The sequence below is a fragment of the Rhodoblastus sp. genome (genome assembly GCF_041915505.1).
Lineage (GTDB): Bacteria > Pseudomonadota > Alphaproteobacteria > Rhizobiales > Beijerinckiaceae > Rhodoblastus.
This window is the reverse complement of record NZ_JAYSBG010000005.1, coordinates 1-17,760: the sequence shown is the minus strand read 5'-3', so window position 1 is coordinate 17,760 and position 17,760 is coordinate 1. Positions and strand designations below refer to the sequence as shown.

The following is a 17,760-nucleotide window of genomic DNA, read 5'->3' as shown; positions in this document are numbered from 1 at the left end:
TCCTCACGGGAACATACGAGCCGCGATGGGACTCGTTACAGATGAACGGTTTCGGCGCTGAAAATATGAATTTCCATTTCTGAAATAGTGAATCCCCGTCATTTGATCATCTCGCGCGCTTCGCCGAACGCCAAAGCCTCGGCAACCTCCATACCAAACGAGGCGCAACGGGGCCCGCGATCAGGGCGAAACGTTCGGCAGGCTTTTCGCGACATTGGTTGCCGCGCTGTTGCTCGCGCCGCCGCAGGTCGGATGGCCTAAGCCGCCGGCGCTGACGCCATTGGCGAAATCGAACACGATATTGTCGGGTGTCCGGCGTCAGGCGACAAACTATTGCGGTCGCGTCGGCGGGCCTCGGCGAGGCGTTCGGAGGATTTTCACGGACGGCGATCCAAAAGCTCTTTCGCGATGCGTAGATCCTCAATATCCGGGCCCGGCTCAAAACGGTCGATCACCGATCCGAGAAGATCCCGCGCGTCCGCCGGATCGCCGTCCGCGCGCCGGAGTCGCGCGAGGCTTATCGTGGCGCGCAGCTCCCACGCCAGGCATCGTTGATTGCGGCTGATCGCGATCGCGCGCCGGAACAGCGGCTCGGCTTCCGCGCGCGCCGTTTCGTTTCCGCCGGCCAGCAAGGTCTCGCCTTGCGCGCGCAGGACTTCCGGCGTCGACCAGTTGATCCGGCCCGCCGCGGCTTCCGCCAGGCATTCCGGCCGCAGCAGGCGCCAGTCGAATGTGCTCAGCCGTTCGGCCTGCGAGGGGGTGACCGACATTTCGCCGAGGATGCGTCGGGCCTCGTCGGCCTTCTCTCCTTGAGTCAGAAATCTTTGCGTCTGTCGATAAATCTCGCCGCTCTTGCGCCAGATTGTCAGCGGAATGCCGATCGACTCGTCGAGCAGCGAGGCGACATATTGACCAAAAAGATCGAGCCTTCCGCTCCACAGCGCGACGGGGCAGGCGCCGAGGACGAGAAAATAGCCGAAAGCGAAGGGCTGATTGAGACGCAAGGCGTAAGCAATGGCGCCGTCGATCACCTCCAGCGCCGTGGCTGGCCGGCCCAATGCCCACAAGATCCTGCTATAATGCGCTTTCGTCGCCAGGGTATGGTCGTAGATCAAGCCGCCGTCGCCGATCCTGACGGCGGTGTGGGTCAAGGCAGCTTTGACGTGAAGCAGCGCCTTTTCGTTCGACCCGGTCAGATGCGCGCCCAGCGCCGCCATCCGGTCATAGGTCGCCTGGATCGCTTCTCCCTTCCGCCTTTGTCGCAGCGCGTCGAGACGCCCGATGTCCCGGGTCATGGCGTCATAGTCGCCGATAACGGAGGCGCAGCCTGACAGCGCCCAGAAAATGTGAGTCAGCGCGCCGGCGTCGTCCAGGCGCTCGGCGATTGCGACCGCCGTCTCCAGAACCTCGCGCACCGCCGCGACTGGGCCCATCATGTGATAGATGGCGTGGGCCAAGGCGATCCGCATGCGCAGGACGAGACGCGGATCGACCGCGTCATTTTGCGCGGCGAGCTCCAGCGCTCGTTCCAGATAGCCGCGCAATTCCGGGATCATCAGCATTTTGAACCAGATCGGGGCCGAAGCCGCCGTCAGTTCGATCGCCAGCAGAGCGTCGCCGGTCGGACCCAGGGCCCAATCCAGCGCGGCTCGGACATCGGCGATATTGCCGCCATTGGCGAGCAGCCAGTCCCGGGTCGGCAATTCGATCCAGGCGTCGCCGGCCTGGACCGAGCGCGCCAGCCAATATTCGGCGTGGCGGCGCCGGGCGCATTCCAGTTCGCCGCTTTCGATCAGCTTGTCCAGGGCGTAGAGCCGCAGCGATTCTGGCAGGCGATAGCGGCGCTCTTCGCCGCGCGCGTCGATGGTGACGAGCGATTTTTCGACGAGACTGTCCAGCGCGTCGACGATGCAAAGCGGCTCGGCCCCGTTGAGCCCGAGCGTCTTGGCGGCTTCGAGGGTAAAGGCGTCGCGCACCACGCCGAGCCGGCGCCATAGAGTCTTCTCGGCGTCGTTGAGCGTTTCGAAGCTCCAGTCGATGGTCGCCATCAGCGTGCGATGGCGCGGCGCGGCGGAGCGCCGTCCCTTGGTCAAGATGGCGAAACGGTCATCGAGCCGGTCGCGCAGGCCGCGCAAGCCGAACAAAGGCGCGCGGGCGGCGGCGAGTTCGATCGCCAGCGGCAGTCCGTCGAGCTTGCGGCAGATCTCGGCCACCACCGGCGCATCTTCGTCCTTTGGGTCGATCGCGCTGTCGCACGCGGCCCAACGTTCGAGAAACAATTGGCAGGAGGGAAAAGCGCGCAGATCCTCGATCGACAGGCGCGCGTCGGCGGGCGGAAAGGACAAAGGCTCAAGGCGCTGGACCCATTCGCCGCGCGCCCGCAAGGGTTCGCGGCTGGTCGTCAGCAGATGGACGTCCGGCGCCGCCGCTCGGATCTGCTCGGCGATTTCCGTCGCGGCCGTCACGACATGCTCGCAATTGTCGAGCACCAGCAGCAGGTTGCGGCCGCTCAAATAAGCGACGAGGGTCTGCAACGGGTCGGCGCTGGGCGCGGAAATCCGCAGCAGCGACGCGATATGCGCCGCGACCTGACGCGAGGAGGTCAGCGGCGACAGGTCGATCACGCGCACGCCGTCGCGATAGTTGCCGGCGATCCACGTCGCCGCCGTCAGCGCGACCGACGTCTTGCCGATGCCGCCCGGTCCGGCGATGGTGACGAAACGCTTCAGCGGCAGACGCCAGACAACCGTCTGGATGACGTCGTCGCGGCCGAAGATCGGTTCGAGCCGCGCGGCATGATCCTGATTGGCCGGGTGCGCCAGGGCGTCCTGGTCCTTGACCTCGGCGACGAAACTATAGCCGCGTCCGGGCACGCTCGCGATGAAGCGGCCGCCGGCGGCGGCGTCGCCGAGCGCGCGCCGCAGCGCCGCGATCTGCACCCGCAGGCTGCTCTCGTCGACGAACAAGCCCGGCCACACGCGCTCGAACAATTCGGCCTTGCCGACCAGTTCGCCGGCGCGTTCGACCAGCGCGATCAATATGTCGAAGGCGCGCGCGCCAAGCCTGACGGGGGCGCCGTTGCGCGAAAGCAGGCGCGCGCCCGGCGCAAGCCGGAAATCGCCGAACGCATAGACGCGATCGTTCGCCTCCTGCGGCGGGCTCGACGGCCCCGCAGCGCTCACGTCGTCCATTGCACGCACCTCATTCCGTTGTCGCAGAACGCCTGCCGCATCGCGCGTGGCCCCTCGGGGCGCGGCGCGGGAAGCGTTATTCCCGCAATTTAACGCGGATTCACGACACTAAACTCGCCTCCCGAACCATAGCATGAAAACCTTTTTGTGTTCGACCGGTTCCGGCGCGCCAGCCCAGGCTCGCCGGGCGGTAAAGCTTGCGCCTGGGGAAAAGACCATGCAGATAAGCGAAAAGAGACCCGGCGACGACGCCGCGCGCAACAGGCGTTCAGCCTTCTCCCAGGCCGCGGTCGCCGACATATCCGGCGCGTTGAACGCCTCGCTCGCCAATATTTTCGCGCTCTATGTCAAGACAAAGAATTTCCACTGGCACATGTCCGGCCCGCATTTTCGCGACTACCACTTGCTGCTCGACGAGCAGGCGGACCAGATCTTCGCCATAGCCGACGACATCGCCGAGCGCGTGCGCAAGATCGGCGGGGTCACCTTGCGCTCCATCGGCCATATCGCGCGCTTGCAGGGCATTGCCGACAATGATTCTGAATTTGTGACGCCGCTCGAAATGCTCGCTGAGCTGCGCGACGACAATCGCGAACTCGCCGCCGGCTTCCGCGAGGCGCACGCCATTTGCGACGAACATGGCGATGTCGCCAGCGCCAGCGTCCTTGAAAACTGGATCGACCAGGCCGAACGGCGCGTCTGGTTCCTCCACGAGGCGATCTGCGACGACGAGGGGCGGGCGCCGCATTGAGCGGCGGGCCTCATCCTGCCGAAGGCGCCGCGCCGCGAACGAACTCCCGTCCGGGATCGCAACAAAGGACAAACATGATGACCGATCGCAGACACATGGGTCTTGGCGGATTGAGCGCCGTTCTGGCGCTGATGGCCGCCGCGTCCGCTCAGGCCGCGCCGTCGGGCCCGACCCAGGCCGAACTCGACCATTCGGCGTTCGCCACCGATAGCTGGCTGATGACCAACAAGAGTTATGACGGCTGGCGGCGCGTCAATCTCAGCGAGATCAATGTCGGCAATGTGGCCAATCTGAAAGAGGCCTGCGCTTATGACAGCGGCCTGCCGGTCCAGGCGCAGTCGACGCCGCTGCTTTACGACGGCCGCATCTATCTTACGGCCGCCCAGACCACCATCGCCATTGACGCGCGGACCTGCAAGGAAATCTGGCGCCACGAATGGACGCTCAAGGGCAAGGCGCTGTCGACCGTCAATCGCGGCGCCGCCATCAAGGACGGCAAGCTGATCCGCGGCACCGCCGACGGCTATCTGATTGCGCTGTCCATGGCGGACGGCAAGCCGATCTGGGAAAAGCAGATCACAAGCATTCAGGAAAGCCATTATCTCAGCATGCCGCCGCTGATCGTGGACGACAAGATCATCTATGGGACGGCGGGCGCGGATTGGGGCGGACAGGGCTGGATCGGCGCCTTCAACCTTGCGGACGGCGCCGAGATCTGGCGCTACGGCGTCCTGCCCGCGCCGGATGCGGCCGGAGCGAAAAGCTGGGGCTCGGCGGAGGCCATCGCCCATGGCGGCGGCAGTTTCTGGACGCCGGTCTCGCTCGATCGCGAAAAAGGCGTGCTGTTCATTCCGGTCGGCAATCCGGCGCCGGATTTTTACGGCGAATCGCGGCCGGGCGCCAATGAGGGCACCAATACGGCGGCGGCGCTCGACGTGAGAACCGGCAAGCTGATCTGGGCGCGGCAATTCGTGCCGCATGACACCCATGACTGGGATCTTTCGCAGACGAGCCCCGTCCTGACGGTCAAGATTGACGGCAAGCCGCGCGACCTCCTCATCGTCAGCGGCAAGGACGGGCGGCTGCGCGGCGTCGACCGGAACACGTCGGAGGTTCTTTACGACCTCGTCATCTCGAAGCAGGAGAACGCCGACAAACCGGCGACGGAACAGCCGATGCACATCTGCCCCGGTCTGCTCGGCGGCCAGGAATGGAGCAGCAGCGCCTATGATCCCGACAAGGGGCTGGTGTTTTCGCCGATGGTGAACTGGTGCGGCACGGTGTCCCATCAGGCCGAGGCGCCGGTTCATCAACTGGCGACGCATTTTTACGGCGGCGGCATCACCCAGGACCCGATCGACCAGTCGCGCGGCGTTCTCGCGGCGGTGGATGCGGCCTCCGGGCAGATCAAATGGAAATTCGAGGCGCCGGCGCCGATGCTCGCCAATGTCACCGCGACATCGGGCGGATTGGTCTTCGCGGGCGATCTCAAGGGCGATCTCTATGCGCTCGATGAGGACAGCGGAAACGTGCTGCTGCATCACGTTCTGCCGGCCTCCGCCGGCGGCGGATTGTTCACTTACGCGCTGGACGGCAAGCAATATGTCGCGGCCCTCTCCGGTTCGGTCTCGGCCTTTTTCGGCGGCGGCAAGGAGACCACCAAGATCACCGTCCTGACGCTGCCGTGAGGCCGGCGGGCGCTCCGGGTCCAAAAGCATGAAGAGGATCGTGACCATGACCTATCTGCAGGCGATCACCCTGATCCATACCGCGCTGAGTCTGATCGCGATCGTGGTCGGCATACGCGCTGTCGCCGGATTGTTCTCCGACGGCCTTCCACCGCCGTCCGCGAGACTGTTCCTGACCGCGGCCGTCCTGACGAGCGTCACCGGCTTTTTCTTTCCCTTTCACGGGGTGACGCCCGCCATGATCACTGGCGTGATCGCCTTGCTTGTGCTCGCGGCGGCGCTTTTCGCTTTTTACGGCCGCCAATTGAGTGGCGCCTGGCGGCCGATCTATGCCGCCGGGCTTGTGGTCAGCCTTTATCTGCTGGTGTTCGTCGGCGTCGTGCAGGCTTTCCAGAAAATCGCGCCGCTTGCGGCGCTGGCGCCGACGCAGTCCGAGCCGCCCTTCGTCGCGACCCAGCTCATCGTCCTGCTGGGGTTTGTCGCACTCGGCTGGCGGGCGGCCCGCTTGCCCGGCCCAGCCGCGCCCACCGGCCGGGCGTGACGACGACGCGACGCGAAATCATCAAAGCGGGCGCGACGATCGCGACATCGCTGGCGCTTCCAAGGGGCGCGGTCGCCGCGCCTTCTCATATGCCCAAGACAGGAGAGCAGGCCATGCCATCGATCACCACCACGGACGGCGTCGAGATCTTCTACAAGGACTGGGGCGCGAAGGACGCGCCTCCCATCGTGTTTCATCACGGCTGGCCGCTCAGCGCGGACGACTGGGACGCGCAGATGCTGTTCTTCCTGAACCATGGCTATCGGGTCATCGCCCATGACCGGCGCGGGCACGGCCGCTCGACCCAGACCTGGACGGGCAATGACATGGACACTTATGCGGCCGACGTGATCGCGCTGGCCGACGCGCTGGACCTCAAAGGCGCCGTCCATATCGGTCACTCGACCGGCGGCGGCGAGGTCGCGCGCTATGTCGCACTCTCGAAGCCTGGTCGCGTGTCCAAGGCGGTGCTGGTCGGGGCGGTGCCGCCGATCATGCTGAAGTCGGACAAGAACCCCGGCGGGCTGCCGATCGAAGTGTTCGACGGCTTTCGCGCCGCGCTCGCGGCCAATCGCGCGCAATTCTTCCTCGACGTGCCGGCAGGGCCCTTCTACGGGTTCAACCGGCCCGGCGCCAAGGTGAGCGAGGGCGTCGTCCGGAATTGGTGGCGCCAGGGCATGATGGGCGGCGCCAAGGCGCATTACGACTGCATCAAGGCCTTTTCCGAGACGGACTTCACCGAGGATCTGAAAAAGATCGCGGTTCCGACGCTGGTCATGCATGGCGACGACGATCAGATCGTCCCGATCGCGGCTTCCGCGCTGCTCTCGGCCAAGCTGCTGAAACACGGAACGCTCAAGACCTATCCTGGCTATCCGCACGGCATGTTGACCACGCATGCCGACGTGTTGAATCCCGACCTGCTCGCCTTCATCAAAAGCTGAGCCCGACGCTCGGGGGGCGGGCGTCTCGCCCCCCGGCGGATCGCATCAACCGGCGTAAGCGACGATCGATTGATACTGGGCGTCGGTCAGGCCGAGCACGCTGCGGATATCGCCGATCTGCTGAAAAGGGCGGAGAGCGACCAGCAGCCGCGCCGTGATCGGCAGCAGATTGAACAGGCCGATCAAGGTCGCGAGATCGTCACTGTTGACGGCGAAAAGTCCAGCGGATGTCGCGGCGGTTGGAGGCGGCGTGACAACCACCTGCTGCGCGCCGAGGCCTAGCGCGGTTGCAGCGTCGACGATGCCGCGCCCCAGGCCGTCGTCGGATAGCGGCGTCGCGGATCCTTCGAGCCTGGCGCGCACCTCGCTCTCCGCGAGGGCGGGAAATTGTGACCAGACCAGCGCCGCGACGCCTGCGACATGAGGCGCCGAAAAGGACGTGCCGAAATCGACCGTCGACGTCCCGCCGAGACCGGAAGACGTAATATTTTCCGCGTCGATATCGGAGCCGCTGCCGCCCGGCGCCGCCAGGTCGACGGCGGAGCCGGAGAAGGAATAAGGCGCGCGGCTTTCGTCGGGGGCGAGCGCCGCGACCGAGACGGCCGCGGGGTAATCCGACGGATAATGCGGCTCGTTGGGGCCGTCGGGCCAGTTTCCCGCCGAACAGACGACCAGCGCATTGCGCGAGACGGCGACATTGATCGCGTCGCGGATGGCGGCGATGTCGCCGGTCGTCTTCCAGCTCAGATTGATGATCAGTTTCGTATCCGGCGGCGCGAAATCGAGCGCGTATAAAATAGCGTCGCGGCGGCGGCCGTAGCTTTGCGTCGTGCCGTCCAGCGGCACTTTCAGCGGCAGAACGCGACACTGCGGGCAGAGGCCCCGCAGTCCCAAGGCGCCGTTTCCGACCAGCAGGCCGGCGATGAAGGTCCCGTGACCCTCGTCGTCAGTTGGATCGGAGACGCCGTCATCGGCGAAATTCCAGTCTTCGGAAGACGGTCTTTGAACAAGGCCCCCGGCCAGCGCCGGATGCGTCAGCTCGACGCCGGTATCGATCACCGCGATGATGACTTTCGGCGAGCCGGTGGTCGATCCCCAGGCCTCGGCGGCGCGGACGAGCTGGAGGTTCCACGCGATCGCGGCGGTCTCCTGATCGCCGGCGGGAACGGCCCGCAGCGCCGCCGCTTCCAGATCGTTCAGGCCGATATAGGCGGGCTCCGCAAATTTGACCTTGTCCGATGCGTTGAACGCCGCCAGCGCATTGATGAGCAGGGCCGGATTGGCGAGGGCGCCCGGAATGCGAACGGTCAGCAGGCCCGGCGTGCGGAGGCGCTCCTGAACCTCGGCGCCGACCGACGCAAGCAGTTTGGCCTGGTCGGCGAGCGACGTCCCTTGCAGAAACTGAACGAGGCAGAGTTCGCCGTCGGCGTAACGCGTGCACCCGTCCTTATCTTTGAAACTCGGCGTGACGCTCTGGACCGAGGCCTGTTTGCGGAGCGCCGCGACCGGATCGGCGCCGGCCTCGACCTGTCCGGCGTCATAGACGGCATAGCGCTGGGGCGAACGCCCATGCGCCGACATCAGCTTCAAGCCCAGCGGATGGCCCACATCCTGCGCGCTTTCGCCTTGGCCTGCCGCGAAACGGACCAGCATCTGCGAGCGGTCCGGGACCAGGCGGACGTCAGCACCACTCAATTTGTCGCAATAGGTGAATTCCGCCGCGCGGAAGAAGCTGATCAGCCGCATGAAGCCCGCCGGATTGCCCGCGAACTGACGCCGCAGATCGAACAGACTGTAATAGGGGCGGCCCGCGACAATGCTCTGGGCGAGATCCGGCGCGATCTGGACGATGCGCGCAATATCCGCTGCGCTGGCGACATTGATGTTCAGCAGCGGGACGTCGCCGCCGTCGAGCTTCGCGGCCGCATCGGGCGGCAGCGCGGTCGCGGCCGCCGCCCCCGACGCGAAGGGTCTCTGCCCGATGAAGGCGCGGGCCTGCTCCGCGGTGAGGCCGAGCAGAATGGTGAGTTGGTCCTGGCTGGCGTCGTTCAGAGAAACGGTCTGCGCCATCGGTCTGTCTCCTTCCGCTCCGCGATGGTCCCGCGTCCCGCAGGACCGGCCGAGCCCGTCCCGAAGCCCGCCTATCGTCCGGGCGTCGCCGGGATGGCGAGGCTGAGGAAATGTCCTCCTTCGTGAAACATCAGGCCTCGGCTCGCGAATTCATGCAGCGCCTCGGCGATCTCGTCGACGGATTCGCCAAGATGCAACGTTTCCTTGACGCTCGCCGCGGTCATCGGCCGATCGCTGCAGCAGACGTAAATATCGGCCAGCGCGCCCTTGAACGTATAGGTTCCCGAGGTTTCCACCTCGCGCAGGTCGTCGATCTGAATGAAGTTCGGCGCCGACCAGTAATGCAGCGTGGGACGCCTTTCCTGCTTCCAGGCGGCCTGCCACGCCCGCACCCAGTCGCGCGTGTCGACATAGGTCTCGTCGGCCAATGCGCCATCGAGTTCATATTCGAAGAAATAGGCGACCCGATCGAGTTCGACCCCGGAGGGATAGACATAGCTGTAACTGGTCTCCGGGCGGACGAAACGGGCCGGAAACGTGCGCCGTTCCGTGAAAAGCGGGCTGAACCGCTCCATCCAGATGCGGCCGGCGCCGGTCGGCGGCTGCAAGTGAACGATCTGCTTCATGATCGAAAGCTGGTCGCGGTAATCGTCCTCGGTTTCGCCGGGGAAGCCCCAGATGATGTTCCAGCCGACATCGACGCCGTAATAGAGCGCCCACCGCAGCAGGTTGATGTTCTGGGCGGCGGACACGCCCTTGCGCATCAGTTTGAGCACATGGCTGTTGAGCGATTCGACGCCCGGCTGAATCCGCTTCACGCCGGCATCGCGGAGCAAATGGATCTTGTCGCGGGTGAGGTTGGACTTGACCTCGTAGAAAAACTGATAGTCCGATTTGTCGGCGACGATCGCCGGAAAGAAGGACGCGAAATAGTCGTGATCGGCAATATTGTCGACGGCTTCCAGCATGAAGCTGCGATAGCGCTTCACCAGTTCCGCGAGCTGGTCGCGGAGCAGCGCCGGGCTTTTCGAACGATAGGCCATTGAGCCGCCGTTGAGGCCGCAAAAAGTGCAATGGTGTTTCTGGCCCCACCAGCACCCGCGCGAACTCTCGAACGGAAGATAGACCAGGCGCCGCGACATGTCGGGAATGAGGCCCACATTTTCGGCGCGGGCGAAGAATTCCTCGTAATCGGGCAGGGGGAGTTCGTCGAGCCGCCGGAACGGCGCGCGCGGCGCCTGCGTCTTGCGCGCCGTGGCGCGCGACACGACGCCCGGCGTCAAGGCGGGATCGTCGCCCTCGGCCACCGCGCGCAAAAAGGCCGGAAACGCCTCGTCGCCCTCGCCGATCACGGCATAGTCGATGCAATCGACGCTCTCCACCAGAGCCAGCCCCATCTCTCCTTCGAAATTAGCGCCGCCGAACAAGGTGATCAGATGGGGAAAACGCTGCTTGAGTCGGGCGGCGAGCGCGAAGGCCGCAATATTCTGCTGGAAGGTCGAGGTGAAGCCAATGACCTGGAACGCCGACCAGTCCACGCTGTCGAGCATCCGATCGAGATAAAGCGGAACCGCGCGGTTGCGTATGTCCAGCAAGGCGTTTCGATCGACGCCGAGATCGGCGAGCAGCAAAGCGGCTTCCTCGCCGAATTTATCGAGCAGGTCGCCGCCGGGATCCGGCGCCTCCGCCGCAAAGGCCGCCGGCGAAAACAGCCAGTCGCCGAACATCCGCCCCCTGTGATGGACAAGCTGCTCGTAAAGCTTCGGTCCGATTTGCTGCGCGAAATCGAGGTTGAGATGGAATGTGGTCGCGCGAAAACCTTCCCGCTCGGCGATCGCTCGCAGCAATCCGAGCTGCAGGGACGGGCGATAGATCGACACGAACGGCATGTTGACGAGCGCGACGCGGCAGGCTTGCGCGCCGGTCATGATTTCGGGCGCGTGGAGATCGCCCGCCGGATGCGTCTGCAAATCGAGCATGTCTTCATCCGCCTTGATAGGGAAGCGGTTGCCGAGATTCCGCCTCGCAACCGCGATCGAGGTCGCGGCGCGACTTTGTCTCGGAAGCGCCGTCCCCGGGCCGGCCGCCAAAGCCTGGCGGTCATCCGGGGACAGTCTTGGGCTCTGGGCCGAGGCTCTACCAAACAACGCCGATGCCGACGCCGCTCGCCGCCGCGCCCAGGCCGGTGCGGACGCTGAGATTACCGGCGCCGAGTTGCTGGAACGCGCCCTTGAAGCCGCTGGAGAGGCTCGCCACTCCGACTCCGGCTGCGGGCGCGGCGACCCTGCCGCTCTCCTGCTGGCCGCCGGATCCGGTCACGTTCGACATATGGGAAGAAAGAGCCTGCCCGGCCAATTTGAAGATTCCGAGCAGCAAAGCCTTTTCGGTGTCGGTCAGCACTGCGGCCATCTCGTCGAGCTTGCTCGCCAGCGCCGTGATGTCGTCAGCTGTAATGGTTTGGTCGGCCATTGTTCAGTCCTCCGCTCGTTGAGGCCTGTCTCGAACAGCAGCGCAAAATGTCTGGCTGCCAGAAACGATCGGCCTGCCGTCCGATTGCGAGCGATCGCAATATTGATATGTTTTACAATTGGATCGCTCTGCAGAGTAAATATGAGCCGTATTGCCAAGCATCTCAATAGAAAATAAATATATGTGTAAAATAAAATGTAAATATACCGTGATTATAATTAGCAACATTATTGAATATATGTGAGTGTAAAATTTATGTAACTTCAAATTAATACGATATAAACGTATTACTACAGAACGATCATGTCGGAACGGTACAGTTGGCCACCATCTTGAGCACGCCAAACGCGGGCAAGCGCCTTCCGCCCTTCGCTGGGTGAATCGCGTGCGGCCATAAAGCCGAAAGACAAGGCTCCGCGCAATCCGCCGCCTCTTCCCCGGTGACAGAGCTCTCCCCGGCCGCCGGCGCAACCACCTGGGCAAGAATTAGAAGTATTCTAAATACGACGATTGTCATTGATGGCGGCGCCGCGGCGGGGTCAATTTCGCCGGGCTGAACAAGCGGTCCGGCTCGCCTCGCGGCCGCCTGTTTCGCATCGGATCCGCGCCGGGAATGAATTTCGCGCGCCAGCAGGGCTGGGCGCGCGGCGGTCGTTCTTTGCCCGACGCAGGTCCGGGAGAAGCGCCGGCCGGTTTGCTTCGGCGACGGTCGCGGAAAGGTTTTGCGGAAAGACTTTGAAAGCGTCCCCACGATGATTGCTCCCTTCCTCATCATGCTGCGCGAAGGCGTGGAGGCGGCGCTGGTGGTTGCGATCATCGCCGGCTATCTCGCCCGCACCGGGCGCGCGCATGCTTTGGGCGCGGTCTGGACGGGCGTCGGCCTCGCCGTCGCGCTGTGCATCGCGCTCGGGATCGCGCTCGAACTGACGGCGTCGGAACTGCCGCAGAAAATTCAGGAATTGTTCGAGGCGGGCGTCGGCCTGTTCGCCGTGATAGTGCTTACCTCGATGGTGTTCTGGATGGGCAAGGCGGCGCGCTCGATCCGCGCAACCCTGCATGCCGGCGTCGACGAGGCCTTCGCCTCGGGATCGGGTTGGAGGGCGCTCGCATTTCTGGCCTTTTTCGCCGTGGCGCGGGAAGGGCTCGAATCCATTCTCTTTCTCATCGCCGCGTGGCAGCAGATGGATGACGTCGGGATCGAGGCCTTTGTCGGCGCGGTGCTGGGCCTCGCGGTGGCTTGCGCCATTGGCGTGGCCTTCTATCGGGGCGGCAAGCGGATCGACCTCGCGCGCTTTTTCCGCTGGACCGGCGTCCTCATCCTGTTTGTCGCGGCCGGGATCGCGGCCGGCGTCGTCCGCTCGCTGCATGAAGCCGGCCTGTGGAACGGCCTGCAGAAAACCGTGTTCGACGCCAGCGCCATCCTGCCCGCCGACGGGCCGGTCGGGACACTGCTCTCCGGCCTGTTCGGCTATCGCGACGCGCCCAGCCTCGGCGAGGTCCTGGTCTGGGTTCTCTATCTCGTCCCGGCCCTCACGGCCTTCCTGCTGGGGTCGCGCCCCGCTCCCTCTCCCCGCGTAGTCGCCTCCTGATCATGACTTTCAAAATCCAGAATCCGTCCTCTCAGAATCATCGTCGAGGCGTTGCCTCGGGCAGCGCGACCCGCAGGCTCGCCACATTCGGCTGCGCCTGTCTCTGCCTCGCCTGCGCGCCTCGCGCAGCCTCGGCCGACGCGACGCCGCCGGAATTCGCCGTCACCGTGACCGCCAAGGGATGCGATCCGGTGGAGCTGACCGTTCCCGCGGGCCGCGTCAGTTTCGTGATCGCCAACAAGTCGAGCCGCTCGGTCGAATGGGAAATCCTCGACGGCGTCATGGTGATCGACGAGCGCGAGAATATCGCGCCGGGCTTCAAGTCGCGGCTCACCACCCAATTGAAGCCGGGCGCCTATCAGATCACCTGCGGCCTGCTCGACAATCCGCGCGGGCGGCTGGTCGTCACCGGCGAGGGCGTGGCAAAGCCCTCAGCCGCCGATCTTGTCGGCGTGGCGGCCGAATATCGGGTCGGCAACCAGCGGCGGCTGGCCGATCTCACCGACGCCTCGCGCCGCTTGCGCGAGGCCGAGGCCTCGGGAGACCGCGACGCCGCGACGCGCGCCTTCCTCGACGCCCAAACGGCCTTTCTATCGACAGCGCCGATCCAGTCGGCCATCGCCGAACAGGCGCGCCCGCTCGGCGACGATCTGACGGCGCTCGGCGGCGCGCTCTTCGCCGATCCGCCCCGTCCAAGTGGAGACATTGCGACAAAGCTCGACGCCGACGCCGCGCGTTTCGCCGCGGCGGCGGCGCCGCTGATCGTTCCGGCCAATCAGCTGGTCGCGGGCGCGCTGGCGCTTTCGCGCGGCGCCGTCGGCGAAATCGACGCGAGGCCCGACATCGCCGCGCCGCTGCTGGCGCGGCTCGAAGCGCAGCGCGCGGCGATCGAGCGAATCGTCCGCCTGTTCGCGCCCTATGCCAAGCCGGTCGATCCTGCCGCATTCGCCGCGCTTACGGCCACGCTCGACCAGATGCGCGCCGAATTGCTGCGGCCGGCGAACGCGGCGGGAGACGGCGGCAAGGCCCGCACCCTCTCGCCGGAACAGCGCGACGCGCTCGCGGCTTCGGCGCGCGCGGTGGCCGAACGTCTCGCCGCTTTGCCCGGCCCGCTCGGGCTTTGATGTCAGGAGGCCGAACCATGTCCTCACAGAATATGAACCCCTCGCAAGGCGATCCCGCGAAAGAAAAACAGGCGGGACAGGAACCGGACGCGCCGCCGTCGCCGCAGCGCCGCGGCCTGCTGCTCGGCCTCGCCGCGGGCGGCGCCGGTTTCTATGGCGCGACCCATGGCGCGGCGGCCGCGCCCGAAGCCGCGCCGGCCCCCGCCGCGCAGCCGCTCATCATCCCCTTCTACGGTCCTCATCAGGCGGGAATCGTCACGCCGCAGCCTCATGCGGGCCTCGTCGTCGCCTTCGACGTTCTGGTCGAGAAACGCGCCGAATTGCGCCAATTGTTCGCCGACCTGACCGACCTTTTCGTGATGTCGGCGGAAGGCGGGCGCCCGCCGATCCTCGACGAAAAATTCCCTCCGTCCGACAGCGGCGTGCTCGGCCCGGCGATCCAGCCCGAACGGCTCACGGCGACTCTCGCCGTCGGCGCCTCGCTGTTCGACGACCGCTTCGGCCTCGCGCCGCTCAAGCCGAAACAGCTTGTCGAAATGACGGCCTTTCCCAATGACGCCCTCGACAGCGACCTCTCCCATGGCGACATTCTGATCCAGTTCTGCGCCGAAACGCAGGAAGAGGTCATCCACGCCCTGCGTGCGGTGCTCAAGGCGACGCCGGATCGTCTCGCCGTTAAGTGGAAGCAGGAGGGCTTCACCGCCAGCCACGGCGAACGGCGCGGGCCGCTCGGCACCGGGCGCAACCTGCTCGGCTTCAAGGATGGCACCGCCAACGCCAATGTCGCCGATGCGGCGCTCATGAACGATTACGTCTGGGTGCAGCCGCAATCGGGCGAGCCGAAATGGACGGTCGGCGGGACCTATCAGGTCGTGCGTCTCATCCGGAATTATGTCGAAGCCTGGGATCGCACGCCGCTTGGCGAGCAGCAGCGCATCTTCGGGCGCAAGAAGGAAGACGGCGCCCCGATGGGCCATGCCGAGGAATTCGACATTCCGGATTACGCGCATGATCCGGAAGGCAAGAAAATTCCGCTCGACGCCCACATCCGCCTTGCCAATCCGCGCACGCCCGAGGAGACAGCGCGGCTGATCCGCCGCGGCTTCAACTATTCCAATGGCGTGACCAAATCGGGCCAGCTCGATATGGGTCTGCTGTTCGTCTCGTTCCAGTCCGATCTGCAGAAGGGATTTCTCGCAGCGCAGGCGCGCCTGAACGGCGAGCCGCTGGAGGAATATATCAAGCCCTATGGCGGCGGCTATTTCTTCGCGCTTCCGGGCGTCCCAGGGCGCGGCGCTTCTCTCGGCGGCCCGCTGTTCGCCGCGGCCGACGCGCTCGATGCCTCCTCTTCCCCGACGACTTCTTCATCTCCCCCCAAGAAAGGCTGACAAAAATGATTTCAATGACGCTCCGCGCCTCGATCCTTGCGATCGGGATCGCCGCTCTTGCGCCCGCCGGCGCCCAGGCGGCGGCCAAGGTCGATCCCGCCGATCTCGCCGCGCCTGTTTCGGATTACAAGATCTGGGTGCAGGGCGAGGTGGACGCCCTGCAGAAGGACACCAAGGCCCTGACCGACGCGGTGCGCGCCGGCGACCTGGAAAAGGCCAAGGCGCTCTATGCTCCGGCCCGCGTGCATTACGAGAAGATCGAGCCGATCGCCGAATTGTTCTCCGATCTCGACAAGGCGATCGACTCGCGCGCCGACGATTACGAAAAGAAGGAAGCCGATCCCAATTTCGGCGGCTTCCATCGCATTGAATATGGCCTGTTCTCGAAATCCTCGACCGATGGCCTCAAGCCCTATGCCGACAAGCTCGACGCCGATGTGACAGAGCTGAAGAGCCGGACCAAGGATCTTCCCGTGCCGCCCGCCAAGGTGGTCGGCGGGTCGGCCGGCCTGATCGAGGAGGTCGGCAAGACCAAGATTTCCGGCGAGGAAGACCGTTACAGCCATGCCGATCTGTGGGATTTCGCGGCGAATGTCGAAGGCGCGAAAAAGATTTTCGACCTGCTGCAGCCTGAGATCGTGAAAGCCAATCCCAAGCTCGCCGAGCGCATCAACGTGAACTTCGCCAAGGTGGACACGTTGCTGGCGAAATATGCGGTGAAGGGCGGCGGCTATGAGAGCTATGAAAAGCTGACCAAGAAGGATCGCGTGGCGCTGCGCGGCCCCGTCACCGCGCTGGCCGAGGATCTCTCCAAATTGCGCGGAACGCTCGGCCTCGACTGAGCCGTTCGTGGTGAACCGGACGCACGGTCATGCGTCCGGTTCAAACGTTATTCAAGCATAGGAATTTTCAGCCCGAGGGATTGCGGCTGGCGCTTTCAAGCGGGTCGCGACACGGCGCTTCCTCGGGACGAGCCGCGGCGATTCGGGGGGAACCGTCCGGCGACGGGCTGCGTTTGCCCCTTGACGCCGGTGACCCGGCCATGGCCCCCTGGAGGCGGCGGATGCAGACGCAGGCGCGCGCGCGCCCTGACGCGATCGACGCGCCTTCGCGGATCGCATTGTTCCTCGATCTGGACGGCACCTTGATCGACATCGCGCCGACGCCCTCCGTGACGGCGCCGCCGCCCGGATTGAGCGGCCTCGTCGCCGAACTGACCGAAGGGCTCGACGGCGCCGTCGCCATTTTGTCCGGTCGGACCCTGGCCACGATCGATCGGCTGCTTGATCCGCTGCGGCCGCTGGCGGCCGGGGCGCATGGCGCCGAAATGCGGGAAGAACGCGGCGGCGACGGCCGGGCGGTCGCGCCACCGCTTCCCGAACGCCTGGTCCAGGCGGTCGCGCGCCTGTCGGAACTCGATCCCGGCGTCGCAATCGAGCCGAAAGGGTCCGCGATCGCCGTCCATTATCGCCTTGCCGCGCAGCGGGCGCCGGAACTCCTGCGGCGGCTGGAGGCGCTCCTGGCCGAATCCGCCCTGCCGCTCGAAATCCGCCCGGGACGAATGGTCTTTGAAATCACGCCTAAAAGCGTCTCGAAGGGCGAGGCGCTGAAGGCCTTCATGCAGCGTCCCGCCTTTCGCGGGCGCCGGCCGATCGCGATCGGCGACGACGCGACGGATCTCGACGCCTTTGTGGCGGCGGAACAGTTCGGCGGCCAAGGATTGCGGGTCGCCGGCGAATTTTTCGCCGAGGCCGACGCCGATTTCGATGGAACCGCCGCCGTGCGTCGCTGGTTGTTGGGGCTTGCTGTTCGCATTGCAGCGGAGAAAGACGGCGAGGCTTCATGCAGCTCGATCCCTCCCTGGACCTCGCCGTAATTGGCAATGGCGCGATTTCAGCCTTGATCGACCGTTCCGGCGCGATCGTCTGGCTGTGCTGGCCGCGCGTCGACGCGGATCCGGTGTTTTGCGCGCTGGTGGATGGAGCGAAGCCGAGGGACGGCTATT

13 protein-coding genes are annotated in these 17,760 nt (G+C 65.2%); 9 read left to right on the top strand and 4 right to left on the bottom strand.

Going from position 1 to position 17,760, the window contains the following annotated elements:
• Positions 1-377: 377 nt before the first annotated feature.
• The gene (locus tag ACE3S9_RS00790) at positions 378-3,191 is read right to left on the bottom strand and encodes a winged helix-turn-helix domain-containing protein (protein ID WP_374544522.1); all 2,814 of its coding nucleotides are present in this window, start codon (positions 3,189-3,191) and stop codon (positions 378-380) included.
• A gap of 217 nt (positions 3,192-3,408) precedes the next feature.
• On the opposite strand from ACE3S9_RS00790, the gene ACE3S9_RS00785 reads away from it, so the two are divergent.
• From ACE3S9_RS00785 to ACE3S9_RS00770, 4 genes are all read left to right on the top strand, one after another.
• Positions 3,409-3,942: a Dps family protein gene (locus tag ACE3S9_RS00785; RefSeq protein ID WP_374544521.1), complete on the top strand. Its 534-nt coding sequence runs from the start codon at positions 3,409-3,411 to the stop codon at positions 3,940-3,942.
• A 77-nt stretch (positions 3,943-4,019) separates the two neighbouring features.
• Positions 4,020-5,630, top strand: coding sequence for a pyrroloquinoline quinone-dependent dehydrogenase (locus ACE3S9_RS00780; protein ID WP_374544520.1), 1,611 nt, complete (start codon positions 4,020-4,022; stop codon positions 5,628-5,630).
• 46 nt (positions 5,631-5,676) lie between these two features.
• Positions 5,677-6,171: a hypothetical protein gene (locus ACE3S9_RS00775; protein WP_374544519.1), complete on the top strand. Its 495-nt coding sequence runs from the start codon at positions 5,677-5,679 to the stop codon at positions 6,169-6,171.
• 113 nt (positions 6,172-6,284) lie between these two features.
• On the top strand, positions 6,285-7,115 hold the full coding sequence (locus ACE3S9_RS00770; protein WP_374544518.1) for an alpha/beta fold hydrolase: 831 nt from the start codon (positions 6,285-6,287) through the stop codon (positions 7,113-7,115).
• A 45-nt stretch (positions 7,116-7,160) separates the two neighbouring features.
• Here ACE3S9_RS00770 and ACE3S9_RS00765 read toward each other — a convergent pair whose 3' ends face one another.
• The 3 genes from ACE3S9_RS00765 to ACE3S9_RS00755 form a co-directional block, all read right to left on the bottom strand.
• Positions 7,161-9,185 carry a S8 family serine peptidase gene (locus tag ACE3S9_RS00765; RefSeq protein WP_374544517.1) on the bottom strand — a complete coding sequence of 675 codons (2,025 nt, stop codon included), beginning with the start codon at positions 9,183-9,185 and terminating at the stop codon, positions 7,161-7,163.
• Positions 9,186-9,256: 71 nt separating this feature from the next.
• The gene (locus ACE3S9_RS00760) at positions 9,257-11,164 is read right to left on the bottom strand and encodes a RiPP maturation radical SAM C-methyltransferase (protein ID WP_374544516.1); all 1,908 of its coding nucleotides are present in this window, start codon (positions 11,162-11,164) and stop codon (positions 9,257-9,259) included.
• Between the two features lie 157 nt (positions 11,165-11,321).
• Positions 11,322-11,654, bottom strand: coding sequence for a hypothetical protein (locus tag ACE3S9_RS00755; RefSeq protein ID WP_374544515.1), 333 nt, complete (start codon positions 11,652-11,654; stop codon positions 11,322-11,324).
• A gap of 752 nt (positions 11,655-12,406) precedes the next feature.
• Here ACE3S9_RS00755 and efeU point away from each other — a divergent pair.
• The 5 genes from efeU (at position 12,407) to otsB (ending at position 17,631) form a co-directional block, all read left to right on the top strand.
• On the top strand, positions 12,407-13,243 hold the full coding sequence (gene efeU / locus ACE3S9_RS00750; protein WP_374544514.1) for an iron uptake transporter permease EfeU: 837 nt from the start codon (positions 12,407-12,409) through the stop codon (positions 13,241-13,243).
• A gap of 2 nt (positions 13,244-13,245) precedes the next feature.
• Positions 13,246-14,367: a cupredoxin domain-containing protein gene (locus ACE3S9_RS00745; RefSeq protein ID WP_374544513.1), complete on the top strand. Its 1,122-nt coding sequence runs from the start codon at positions 13,246-13,248 to the stop codon at positions 14,365-14,367.
• Between the two features lie 17 nt (positions 14,368-14,384).
• A complete protein-coding gene (gene efeB / locus ACE3S9_RS00740) occupies positions 14,385-15,755 on the top strand; it encodes an iron uptake transporter deferrochelatase/peroxidase subunit (RefSeq protein WP_374544512.1) in 1,371 nt (456 codons plus the stop codon).
• 5 nt (positions 15,756-15,760) lie between these two features.
• Positions 15,761-16,597 carry an iron uptake system protein EfeO gene (gene efeO / locus ACE3S9_RS00735; protein ID WP_374544511.1) on the top strand — a complete coding sequence of 279 codons (837 nt, stop codon included), beginning with the start codon at positions 15,761-15,763 and terminating at the stop codon, positions 16,595-16,597.
• A 221-nt stretch (positions 16,598-16,818) separates the two neighbouring features.
• Positions 16,819-17,631: a trehalose-phosphatase gene (otsB, locus tag ACE3S9_RS00730; protein WP_374544510.1), complete on the top strand. Its 813-nt coding sequence runs from the start codon at positions 16,819-16,821 to the stop codon at positions 17,629-17,631.
• Positions 17,632-17,760: the final 129 nt, after the last annotated feature.